Raw genomic sequence first — 12539 nt, 5'->3', positions numbered from 1 at the left:
GTTTGTTTATTGCGCTTTTCCCTGAACGGGTTCTTTGACACGAACGTCGTTTAAGGTGAACTTCTCGAGCAGATAAATCACCAGCAAGCTCACGGCGCGGATCAGGATCAAGTATATCAGGTTCCAATCGTCATAGAAGATCAAGATACCCGCGTACACGAGAACGGCATCGCCTGCAGCCTGAATCACCAATGGAGCCGCTTTCCAGTAAGGATGCTTAGGCACGTACATACAATAGATGACGACAAAAGCCATTAGAACATGGTACAAGAACCCGCTGAATAACGTGCTGTCCCTGTAGATATTGTCGACCCAATGCACGAGGAAAAACTGTTTGTCAAAAAGCATCAGCACGCTGGTCGGCGTCTGCAAAATAATCCAGGCGATAGTCCAAAAAACGAAAATTCGCGGGGATTTCCGTTTGGTTTCGTGCAATAATCTGTACCCCTTCTTCATGAGAACCAAAAAAATAACGGAACTGATGCCGGTCATATAGGTATGCCACCAATGCTGGGTGTAGACACCGGCTTTGATAAATGTTACTTCGATCAGCATGAATCCGGCGCATAACAAACCGATCCAAACATAGGAAGACTGGAAACGCATGACCCAAACCGCGGCCGACGCCCATATGGCTGAATTCGCTATGATATGCCCGATAATATTCTCGGCAAAAGGATCCGAATAAAGTCCCGGTTTATAGGCGTATGCGTTGAACACGAAGAGTACGACCGCCTCTCCGACCCATGTCAAAGCCGTGGTAAACAAAAAATACGTGAGCAGATCCGCCGCGTTCCCTCTCCGATAAACCGTATAGCCGGTCAGGGTGACCCCGATCCCGATCAAACCATAGTACCAGACGATATTGGGCATGATTTCCCTCCTTCCGGATCAACGTACTTTTCATTGTTTCCATTGGTTGGTCATATCCATACCCTAACTTCTGCAGCCCGTAAAAAGAGGCCACCCTGAGGGTGACCGCCGGCTCTTCTTCTATTTGATTTACCTTCCATTCGGCGGCCCTATGATAACCGTCCGGTCAATCGGCTTGATGACTTCAGCCCACTGGTAAGCGTGGATGCCGTAGATCGTCTGGATGACCTCAGGAGGCGTCTTCCTCAGGATGTCGGATCCATAAACCGTCTCGAACTGATTATGATCAAAACTGACCACAAGCCGGGTTTGGTCCGTGACCGCGATGGTCCAGTGCCACCATCCGCTCGGGATATATACCGTTTGCTGCGGCCCGACATGGTAGCTGAGCAGCTGAAGGGTAAATGGATTCAGAATCGATTCGATAATTTCCCCCTGTATCATATAGAGGAGTTCGTTCGAATTGGGATGCCAATGAGGCTCAATGCTGTGTCCTCTGCTTAAAAAAACGTCAACCAGGCTTAAGCCCTGCATAACGGGCAACTGCTTTGCGGTTTGATAGAGCAGGTAGTTCTGACGGTCCTTAACGAAGTAGGGGGATGATCTGAGGTCAAAGGACAAATTCAGTGCAGGTGAAGTGTAATCGATCGGATTGCCGGTGTTCGTCATTCACCAAATCACACCTTTCCTCACTGGTGGTTGGCTGTAAAATATCGATCACATGGAAGTGTATTCCCGCGAAGCGCAAAACATGATGGATGAAGGAAGATTTTCATTGTCCACCGCTCCATGGGAGGGGCAGTATCAGTAGCGTCGCCGCCTGTCCGTCTATGAATTTGCACCTGAATTTACATCCTATTATGAGGGGAGCGGATGAAACCTCTTGGGGGAATCCCCGCGTAACCCAAGAGCGTTCCCGTGATCCTCGGCGAATACGGCCTGCTGGGCTTTGATCGAAGCCGCATGATCAAGGCAAGGTGGAAGGGCCGGTCCACAACGACGGCCACCGATCTGGTTTATGTGTTCAAAGGCCAACCGGTCCAAGATCAGACTGTGCAGCTCCATCCCAACGGCAACCAGGTGTTCGCAGTCAAGCTTAATGATACCGGTCTGATCAAGGGCCGGGATTACGAGCTGAACGGGGACGTGCTGAAGCTGAAAGCAGGCCTGCTTTCCTCGCTTACCGCATCCGGGATGCTCGGTGAGAGAGCGGTTTTGACGGTAAGATCGAAGTCAGGCGCCGACTGGAAGCTTCATGTGCTCTACGCCGATACGCCGGTACTCCGTGATGCTTCGGGCACCACGGCGGATTTTGCCATCGGGACGGCATTCAATGGAGATCGCCTGGCCACGATGGAGGCGGTGTATGCCGATGGCAGCAGCGCGGGCCCGCAGAACTGGACCTCCTTCAAGGAGTTCGCGGTTGCATTCACGCCTTCGTATGAAACGAATTAAATCAAGCTTCTGCCGGCATTCTTTAATGAGACGAAGGACGGTGAAGTAACTTTGAAGTTCCACTTCTGGAGCGGTAAGGTCATCTCGTACCACTTGACGAAGAACGCAGCGAACGTGACGGGCAGCGCAGCATCCTGAGCGGGAAGTAAGCCAGCCGGCCTTTGCCGGTTGGCTTTTCCATTTGGTTTGCATTGTGATCCAATTCACATCTTCGTCTCTCCAAGTATGCTATAGTAAAGACATGAAGGACAGCACCTTCATGAAAGAGACAAAGCGATCACCATACAAGAACTCGCACACAGCATTGTGAAAAGATTCACTAGGGTGCTGCTCATCATACATTAAAAACAGGGGACTTTTTACTATGCTGACTCGATTCTTCAAAGAAAATTGTATGCTGCCGGGCTGTTTCTCATTCTTCGGCTGTATGTCGGCTACCAATGGATAAATGCAGGTCTTCACAAGCTGACGGGCGGGTTCGATGCCGCCGGCTTCCTCAAAGGGGTTGTAGCCAAACCGGTGCTCGACAAGGCGACGAACGAACTCGTGTACCCAACCTTTACGGCATTCCTGCAGAACTTTGCTTTACCGGGTGAGGGGCCATCCCTCGCCTTTTTTTTGTGTAAAAATAACCGCAGAAGTAGTCAAAATAATGATATAAACACGGGAAGCCCTTATGAAATAATGAAGGCGCAAACCAAATAATGAAAAGATTGGTGGCATGGAGAGGAGGAGCTGAGGATATCACTCGTCATAGTCATCGGAGAGTGCAGACTTATGAAGGCGCTTTAAAAAATCCCGTGGTTGGAAAGGCTGGCTGATCATAATGGGTAGCAAACGAAAAAAGTGGAAGAGGACCATGGGGTATCTTGGAGTGACTTCCCTGCTGTTCGGGGCCGTTGGCCTAATGGATGCCCAGGTATCCAGGGCTGAAGCCGTCACCAAGACCATTACCATTGACGGCAGGAACGTCGATACATATAACCGGTTCAAAGGGTTTGGTACGGTGACCGCCAATAACACCTCCAGGCTGCTGCTGGATTACAAGGAAGAGAACCCGAAGGCCTATTGGGAGATCATGAACAAGCTGTTCAATAAACAAACAGGGGCCGGTCTGACGCACGTCAAAGTAGAGTTGGGCGGCGATGTCAATTCCTCTTCGGGAACGGAGCCCGCTACGATGCGGTATGCCGATGAGCCGGCGAACGTGCTCCGGGGGGCCGGGTTCCAATTCGCCGCGGATGCCAAATCGATCAACCCGGATCTTACCGTGGAGATTTTGCGCTGGGGTGAACCCCGCTGGTCCTGGAACGGTGCTGCAGGCAATGAATACGAGAACCGGTACCAATGGTATAAACAGACCATCGACGCCGTCTATCAAGAATATGGATTTAAACTGGATTACGTCGGCATCTCGCAAAATGAAAGGGCTATCAACAACAATGGCAAAAATGAAGTGGAATGGCTGAAATACTTCACGACTCGAATCAAACAAGAGCCCAACTACGATGCGGATTACAAAGCAATAAAGCTGGTTGCTGCAGACGGCTACCGGGATACGGCCACCATCAGCCGCACCCTGCTTGACCATCCGGACCTGATTGACGAGATTGATGTGATCAGCTCCCACTATGGCCTTACGGGTTCCAATGAACTGACGCAGCTGCAAAAACAGCTGATTGCTGCGGGCAAGCAGCCCAAAGAAGTCTGGGTGTCTGAGGGGATCGCTCCCATGATCAATGCCCGGTACCGGGACAACATGGAGCCTCAGTATCAAGGGCTCGGAGGCAAGGCCGGGATTATCGATGTCACCTCGCGGATCATCTCCGTGTATTCCTGGACAGGGGCAGGCAGTAATCCGCTGAACGCAGTCTCCTTTGATTTTCAGCCTTCCGTTGCCGCCTTCTATGAAGGCTCATCCTATAATCCGAAGCACCTCATCAGTGCGTATGATCCGTGGTCCGGTTTTTATGAAGCCGATGGCGGTCTGCAGGGAGTCCGTCATGTCATGAACTTTGTCGGAACGGATGATCACTCGACGCCCGAGAATGAAAGATGGATGATTGTGAAGGATGCGACGTTCAGTGACGGAGCCTTCTTCGACGGTGGTGTGGATGTCGATACGAGCACCCATAACTATATGACCTTAAAAGATCCGAAAACGGATGACTATACTACGGTTTTTGCGAACAACACCAAGGAAACGCGCAAATATCAGATCCATGCCGCCAACCTGGGCGGAAAAGAGAATGCACCGGTCTATGTCTGGGAAACCCGCGGGGCGGAAGATGGACAGCCCTACGATGCGAACTGGTTCCAGCCGATCCGCAAGATTACCCCCGCCAATGGGGTGTATGAACTTGAAGTGAAGCCGTATTCCATCGTGACGATATCCACGCTTGATAAGGAATCGGAAACCGAAGGCTTTGCTTATCAGTCCCAGCCCGTCGATCTCTCGAAAGACACCATTCTTCCGCTGCCTTATACGGATGATTTTGAATATCGTAATTACCCGGTTGATGACCGGGGCCGGGATTATGTGGACCGCCGCGGCGGGACGCCGCGTTATACTACCGACCAGACGGCCGCCTTCGAAGTGGTCAAGAAAGCAACGAAACCCCTGTCCGCCGGAAGCGCCGCACGAACGGATCTCGACATCCCGGATGCGAAGGCCCATGGAAACATGCTGCAGCAGATCATTACGCCGGACAACATCGGAGCCGAATGGGCGGTGTGGGGCGGCAAGGATGGAGCGGCGTCCTCCAGCAACCCAACGACCACCTTGGGCGATCACCGCTGGGTGAATTATAAAGCTTCCTATGACTTCTTACTGGACACGCACACCCCTGAGGCTGAAGGAAGAAGCAATTATGCCTTGATTGGGGTCCGGCAGGTGAAGGCCGGCGGGACCGACTCCCATGCCCCCTACAATGCGAGGGTCTATGCGGATGGAACCTATGAGATTCTAAAGCTGGGGAAGGTAGTGGGCAGCGGAACGATCGAAGGCTTTGACAACAAGATATGGCACAACCTGGCGTTCGAAGCCAAAGAAAATGTGTTTACGCTGTATCTGGACGGCAAAGAAATCGCGGCTTATACGGACGCCGACCGAACCGTCATGGCAGGAAGAATATCGCTTGGCTCCGGCTATTATGAGACCCTGATCGATAATTTGCGTGTGGAGCCTGTCAAAGGCTATACCTATGAATCCGACAAAGTCGACAGTGCCCAAGGGAAGAAATTCAGTACGGAAGAAGAAGCATTGAACAACACCGATCCCTTGAATCCCATCGGGTATGTCGGCCCATGGGATTATACCCAAGCAGGCTATGCGCATTATAACCGCACCCAGATGACGGCGAAGACCGACATTCCCGTATGGAACGGGGTCACCGTAGGCTTCAAGGACTCCACCAAGGCGCAGGGGACGCTCAACAAAGTCTTCTACTCCGGCAGCTGGTCGTCGAACAGCACCAATGCCTGGGGAGCCGCCGGGACTTCGTTTGACATCAAGTTTAAGGGCACGGAGCTCCGCCTCTTCGGGGTCACGAATCCGTCCAATGGAAAAGCCGATGTCTATCTGGACGGCGTGCCTGCCGGTGAAGCGAGCTATGTCAATAACAGTGAAATTCAAGGAGTGGTCTGGTCCGCCGAGAATCTCGAGGAACGGGAGCACACCCTGAAAGTGGTCGCCAAAGAAAAGTACATCAGCTTCACCAAAGCGGAAATCGAAACATCAGACCCGGTAACCGTAGTAACGAAACGGGCAGCCAAGGACATCGTGAAAGTAACGGACGAAGCGCAGATCGGGAATGCGGAAAATACCGTGTATGCTTTCCGTAAGAACGGCAGCACCTGGGGCTCCAATGATACGAATGCCTGGGCGCATTTTAACGACAATCCGTATCTGCTGATCAACTTCACAGGCACAGGCATCGATTATCTTGCCGGGACCGGAGTCAAGTCACAATACAGCTTCGAGCTGGACGGGGCGGATATGGGCAATTATGGCGTCAATCCCGACGGCGTGATGTATTCGGTATATGGTCTGCAGGAAAAACCGCATACCTTGAAGGTTTCCCTGAAGGATAACGAAAGAAAAGAAGACTACATGGATTACCGCGGAGTCCAGATCTACAGCTCCCCCAAGGCGAACCCTTCGGACAGCAGCCGGATGATCTTCGGTTTCAACGGATCCGGGTTCAATTTATTCGGAGCGACGTCGGATGCGCTGATCGACTTGTACATCGACGGCATCCTTATCGAAGAGAACGCCAGAATCCATGCCAAAGGGGACAGACAAACCTCTTACAGCATCCGGGGGCTGAGCGATGCCAAGCATACGGCGAACGTGGTGGTGAAAGGCGGAACCTTCGTCTTTGACGGAATGGATATCATCACAGGCTCGAATAAAGTGGAAGTCAATAAAGAGAAGCTGCAGCAGCTCTTTGATGCCAATCAAGGCAAAGAACCGAAACGTTACACCCGTGAAAGCTGGAAAACGTTCCACTCCGCCATGCAGGCAGCCAAAGCGGTGCTGCAGAATCCCAATGCTCCACTAGAGAAGGTGGCGGCAGCGGCAGGATCCCTCAAGGCGGCCGTCGAAGCATTAACCGAAATCACAGCGGTGAAGTAAGCATCTCCTCCTCGGATCGACCGTCAGTTTATTAACCCGATCCCACCTGGCCTGGGCTAAGCTGTTATGCTTAGCCCAGGCTTGTTTGGCGTCCAACCGCTGCACCGGGGATGACTTCACGGGCTCCCACCCCATAAGGAAGGATGCTTGAAATGCACGTGCGGCTGGATTGGCGGTAATCGGACGGAGCTCATGGCATTTCCGCGAATGTAACGCAAGTTTGGTCCTTAGGCGGGGCAGCGGCTAACTTACATCGCACATCCTGTTGCCGGCTGATCCTTTCTGTGCTACACTGATTTTGTTTCGCGCAAAACAATAATGACGGACATATTGTTTTGGACAAAACAATTTTATCCATATACATGGGAGGGAAAGCTCGCGATGGATTTTGAAGTGATGATCGTTGGCGGGGGACCGGTTGGCATGATGCTGGCCTCCGAGCTTGCTTTGGCCAACATTCAGGTAGGTGTCCTGGAACGGCTGGATGAAACCACACCTTATTCCCGGGCGCTCAGCATTCACCCGAGGACCTTGGAGCTGCTGGACCTGCGGGGGATGAAGCCGGAATTTCTAAAGAACGGCCAGCCACTCGCCTCAGGCCACTTTGCCGGACTCGATACCCGTTTGGATTTCTCCTTGATCGATTCCTCCTCCAATTACTCCTTGTTCATCCCCCAAGCGGTAACGGAAACCATTCTGGAGAAAAGAGCGGTCCGATTAGGTGCGCAGCTCTTACGCGGCATGGAGGTCTTATCCGTTGTTCAGGATGAGCACGGGGTACGGGTTACCGCAGCCGGAGCGCAGGGGGAGGTTCACCTGAGAGCCGCCTATCTGGTCGGCGCGGATGGCGCAGGCAGTATCGTCCGCAAACAAGCCGGTATTCCGTTCATCGGCCATAACGAGACCCTGACGGCCATACAGGGAGATGTCATCCTGAAGCATCCTCCAGCCACACCGGTGGTTTCGCGGTACAGCGAAGAAGGAATGATCATGATCGTACCCTTACCGGCAGGCAGGCACCGGGTCGTACTGATCGATCCGCAGAGGACCCATATCCCCAAGAGTGAGCCGGTGACTCTCGAGGAGCTGCGCTCCGGGATGCTCCGGATCTTGGGGGACGATCTGGGGGCAGGGGAGCCTTCCTGGCTGACCCGGTTCGGCAATGCGGCGCGGCAGGCGCAGCGGTACAGAGAGCGGCGGATATTTCTCGCCGGTGACGCGGCACATATTCATTTTCCCGCCGGGGGGCAGGGAATGAATGTAGGCATACAGGAAGCGTTCAATCTGGGCTGGAAGCTGGCTGCGGAGCGGAAGGGCTGGGCGCCTCCATGGCTGCTGGATAGTTACCATGACGAACGGTTTCCTGTCAATACCTCACTGCTGCACAATACCGAGGCGCAGACCTTATTGCTTGGCACCGGCTTCAGCCCCGGTATGATTCAACTGAGAAAGCTGATGTCGGCCATGTTGCAGTTACCGGAGGCTAACTATCTATTGGCAAGCCGGATCGCTGCGGTGGATGTCCGCTATGCCCCCACCTTTGCCGGTTCGTCCCATCCGTTAACCGGCAGGCGGCTGCCCGAGCTGGAGCTCCGCTCCGAACAAGGCGATGTCATCAGCAGCTTCGAGCTATTCCGACAGGGCTCCTTCGTCCTGCTTCACCTGGCTTCGGACGAGAGGATGAACGCCCGCCTTTGGCCCCCGCAGATCAAGGCGGCCAGCTATACCTTGGCGAACCGTGCCCATGACGAGTGGGCGGATGTCCATTCCGTTCTGGTAAGGCCCGACGGTTATATTGCATGGGCGGTATCCCGCTCCGATCCGGATCCACAGACGAAGCTGCGGCAGGGACTCGAGTATTGGTGCGGACCATCCTAAACCACTGCGGCATTATTGTTTCGCGCGAAACAATCAAAGTATACAGTAATTGTTTTCCACAAAACAATTACTGTATACTTCAGAAAGGAGATGCACAAAGAAGGGACTAACTCGGATGGAAAGAACGGATGTAACCAAGCAGTGGGTTCTCAAGCATTTTATTGAGCTTGTCAGCCAGCAGGAGATCAGGGAAAGCCTACTTGCGGTTCGATTTCGGGAAGAAATGCGGCAGCTGGAACAGGAGCTCGGAACACCGGTCCAGCTTACCCTTTCTGAGATCCACCTGGTTGCCTGCATTGGCGATTACAGTCCGATTAATGTGACCACGCTTGCAGAGAAAACGCAGTTAACCAAGGGATCGATAACCCGAATCAGCAAAAGGCTGTTAGAGCTTGATCTGATTAAAAGACAGCAGATCAATGAGAACAAGAAGGAGGTTTATTACACACTTACGGCAGCGGGACAAAAGGTACACCGGATACACCACCGCATTCATGGCGAAATCGAGCAGAGATTCCTGGCCTTCCTGGACCAATATACACCGGAACAGTTAGCATTCGCCCGCAGATTCATGAAGGATCTGCTCGAATGGGGCTATTAGGAATCGCCTCAACGGAGGGGCCCGGATTCACCGGACCTCATAGGATTCCGGTTCAGGAGCACAACGAGGCAGGCTGCTACACAGAGCCCGGCACATAGGGTGAACATGCCCGAGTACGTTAACTGCTGGGCCGCCATGCCCATGAGTAGTCCCCCGGATGAGAATCCGAGGTCATAAGAGGAAATAAACAAGCCCAGCAGCACCGCCCGGTTCCGGGAAGGCAGCACAAAGGACAGATAGGTAACGAGTGAAGGATACAGCAAAGCCACCGCTACTCCGTTACATACTGCTGACACATATAGAAGAGCCCCGGCCGATTCAAGCACGGCGAGGAGTCCCGAACCCGCGGCAGCGGAAAGCAGGAGTCCCGCGTATAATCCGGAATGCCAGCTGCCGTCGGAAGGAATATGCTTCCTTAAGACGAAGCGGCAGACTACCACGACAAGACCCTGCAGCATGAGATAATAGCCGGCATGCCCCGCGCCCGTCTTCTCCATATACAGCGGCAGGAACGTGGAGACGGCTCCGAACACGCACGAAGCAAACAGCATAACGACGGAGCAGACGAGCAGGATCCGATTGTGCCAGAGCTGGGTGAAGGACCGGAGCATCTCCCGGAAGGTAAAGGAACCTTCCCCCAGAGGCGTGACAGGCAGGGGAGCAAAGTGCCCGGTCAGCCAGGTTGTGACGCCCAAGGCTATCATAATTCCGATGAATAAGGAAGACTCACCGGTGTCCCATAAGTATAAGGCCAACAGGGGGCCGAACAGCTGGGGAATCATGGTAGAGAGGGTATACAGCGACATGCCCTGGGCCCGGTGCTCGGCTGAGAGCAGCTGCACCATCCCCATCTGCATGATCATGGAGAAGAAGGCGGTAACGGCTCCTTGCAGTGCCCGAAGCCATAGATAGCTGTCGATGCCCGCCAGGGAGTACAGCACCAGGCAGCTGCCGTGAACGATCAAGAGGACCCGCATGATCGCCAGCGCTCCGCAGCGGCTGAGCAGCTGCCCGGCCCATGGGCGGAACACCATGCAGGTAAGCATATAGGCGCCCATCATCAGGCCGATCTCGCCTTGTTCCATCCCCCCGGCGTCGCCCTGCAGAGGGAGAATGACGGTAAGAATGGCGTTGGCGGCAAAGAATAAGACGGCGAGCAGGTAGAGCTTGAGTTGTCCACGCGAGAGCGGACCTTGAACAACCACTAGTTTCATTCTCCTTTCCATAGGATGTGTAAGGCCTGTCCTATGAACGAAATATAGCACTCTTAAGCAGGAAGGACAACGCGGAAGGGGCTGTTCCTGCACCCAAGTACGAATTTTGTCGAAAGTCTTACAAAAGAGAGGGTATTTCATTGACATTCTTAATCTCATAAAGTATCATGCATTTATACTTGCCAATGATAATCATTATCATTGAATATTGAGAGGGGTTACTTGTTCATGTTTGCAACCAAGAGAAAGAATCTGCTTCTAGGCATGTCTTTGGCCATGGCCTTTTCCGCTGCGTTAGCCGGCTGCTCTGCCCAGAAGCCGGAGAGCACGGCGAACACGCCGACGGAAAATTCCGCGGCTGTGAATAAGGAAGAAACGGTTACGATGGCCTGGCCGCGGGATATTGGGCCGATGAATCCGCATTTGTATAACCCGTCCCAGCTGTTCGCACAGTCGATGATCTTTGAATCGCTCGTCAGTTACAAGGATGGGAAGATTGAGCCCCAATTGGCCGAGTCCTGGACCCTTTCTCCGGATGGCAAGGAATATACATTCAAACTCCGCAGCAATGTCAAATTCTCCGATGGCACCGCCTTTACGGCAGCAACCGTCAAGAAGAATTTCGATGCTGTGATGAATAATATGAAGTTACATACCTGGCTCGGCGTCATCAGTGTGCTTGAGAAAACCGAGGCCGTCGACGACGCAACGTTTAAACTCACGCTGAAAGAGGCATACTATCCAACCTTGTACGATCTTGCAGTCGTACGTCCCGTACGTTTTCTTGCCGAATCGGGCTTTCCGGACGATGGGGACACCTCCAAAGGAGTGAAGAATCCGATCGGAACCGGACCTTGGGTACTCAGCGAGTACAAGAAGGATGAGTACGCGGTGTTTACTCCGAATCCCAACTACTGGGGAGAGAAGCCGAAGGTGGACAAGGTTCAGGTGAAAGTCATTCCTGATGCGGAAACGCGTGTCCTCTCTTTTGAAAAAGGGGATTTGGATCTGATTTTCGGCGAAGGTGTGATCAGTTTTGACGCCTTCAAGCAGCTGGAGCAAACCGGGAAGTATGAAACGAAGCTGTCCGAGCCGGTGGGAACCCGGAACCTGGTGCTGAATACGATGAATGAGAAGCTTGCCGATCTGCGGGTTCGTCAGGCTCTTCACGAAGGCTTTAACAAACAGGCTATGGTGGAAGGCGTCACGCTGGGGATGGAGGAGAAGGCCGACAATATCCTGCCCAAAAACCTGCCTTACTCCAATATTGACGTGAAGCCGGTGGAGTACAATGTGGAACACGCCAAAGCCTTGCTGGAAGAAGCGGGCTGGAAGCTTCCTTCCGGCAAAACGGTGCGTGAGAAAGACGGGAAGGCGCTCGAGCTCGAATTGCTCTATGACAAAGCGGACCTGACCCAAAAGGCAATGGCCGAAACGCTGCAGGCCGAGTGGTCTGCGATCGGCGTCAAGCTGAATATTACGGGTGTTGAATTAACGGTATACATTCAGCGCAGAAAAGCCAATGAATTCGATATGAACTTCTACTCCAATTTCGGAGCGCCGTATGACCCGCATTCCTTCATGACCGGCGTTGTTCAGAAGGGCTTTGGTCTGTCGGATCCGCTGCAGGCATTACCGATGAAGGCTGAGATTGACCGGAAGATCAAAGAGGGCATGACCACAACGGATGAAAAGCTCCGTACCGAACTGTTCACCTCCGTTCTCACAACGCTGCAGGAGCAGTCGTCGATCCTGCCGATCTCTTATATCAAGAAGATCGCGGTGTATCAAAAAGACGTAAGCACCGTGAATTTCCCGTCCAACCGGGATGAACATCCGTTTTATGGAATCGATACGAAGCAGTAAAACCGCAGGAGGCAGC

Annotated in this window: 7 protein-coding genes and 2 pseudogenes; 6 read left to right on the top strand and 3 right to left on the bottom strand. The window is 53.1% G+C overall.

The window, feature by feature from the left end:
- Positions 1-6: 6 nt before the first annotated feature.
- Together ACP26L_RS18815 and ACP26L_RS18810 are read right to left on the bottom strand one after the other, a co-directional pair.
- A complete protein-coding gene (locus ACP26L_RS18815) occupies positions 7-873 on the bottom strand; it encodes a hypothetical protein (protein WP_426445348.1) in 867 nt (288 codons plus the stop codon).
- Between the two features lie 129 nt (positions 874-1002).
- On the bottom strand, positions 1003-1542 hold the full coding sequence (locus ACP26L_RS18810) for a cupin domain-containing protein (protein ID WP_426445346.1): 540 nt from the start codon (positions 1540-1542) through the stop codon (positions 1003-1005).
- A gap of 294 nt (positions 1543-1836) precedes the next feature.
- On the opposite strand from ACP26L_RS18810, the pseudogene ACP26L_RS18805 reads away from it, so the two are divergent.
- The 5 genes and pseudogenes from ACP26L_RS18805 (at position 1837) to ACP26L_RS18785 (ending at position 9443) form a co-directional block, all read left to right on the top strand.
- Positions 1837-2466: pseudogene (locus ACP26L_RS18805) on the top strand (X2-like carbohydrate binding domain-containing protein).
- Between the two features lie 226 nt (positions 2467-2692).
- Positions 2693-2919: pseudogene (locus tag ACP26L_RS18800) on the top strand (Crp/Fnr family transcriptional regulator); the annotation flags it as partial.
- 235 nt (positions 2920-3154) lie between these two features.
- Complete coding sequence (locus ACP26L_RS18795; RefSeq protein ID WP_426445344.1) at positions 3155-6964, top strand: S-layer protein; 3810 nt, start codon at positions 3155-3157, stop codon at positions 6962-6964.
- Positions 6965-7345: 381 nt separating this feature from the next.
- On the top strand, positions 7346-8842 hold the full coding sequence (locus ACP26L_RS18790) for a monooxygenase (RefSeq protein WP_426445342.1): 1497 nt from the start codon (positions 7346-7348) through the stop codon (positions 8840-8842).
- Between the two features lie 115 nt (positions 8843-8957).
- Positions 8958-9443, top strand: coding sequence for a MarR family transcriptional regulator (locus tag ACP26L_RS18785; RefSeq protein ID WP_426445341.1), 486 nt, complete (start codon positions 8958-8960; stop codon positions 9441-9443).
- A gap of 8 nt (positions 9444-9451) precedes the next feature.
- Here ACP26L_RS18785 and cntE read toward each other — a convergent pair whose 3' ends face one another.
- Positions 9452-10657: a staphylopine family metallophore export MFS transporter CntE gene (gene cntE, locus ACP26L_RS18780; protein WP_426445339.1), complete on the bottom strand. Its 1206-nt coding sequence runs from the start codon at positions 10655-10657 to the stop codon at positions 9452-9454.
- Between the two features lie 228 nt (positions 10658-10885).
- Here cntE and nikA point away from each other — a divergent pair, with 228 nt between their 5' ends.
- Positions 10886-12523 carry a nickel ABC transporter substrate-binding protein gene (gene nikA, locus ACP26L_RS18775; RefSeq protein WP_426445337.1) on the top strand — a complete coding sequence of 546 codons (1638 nt, stop codon included), beginning with the start codon at positions 10886-10888 and terminating at the stop codon, positions 12521-12523.
- The last annotated feature ends 16 nt before the right edge of the window (positions 12524-12539 follow it).

The sequence above is a fragment of the Paenibacillus sp. S-38 genome, from assembly GCF_049942825.1.
GTDB lineage: Bacteria > Bacillota > Bacilli > Paenibacillales > NBRC-103111 > Paenibacillus_G.
Note: the sequence above shows the minus strand (reverse complement) of the source record. Positions and strands in the feature narration are given on the sequence as shown.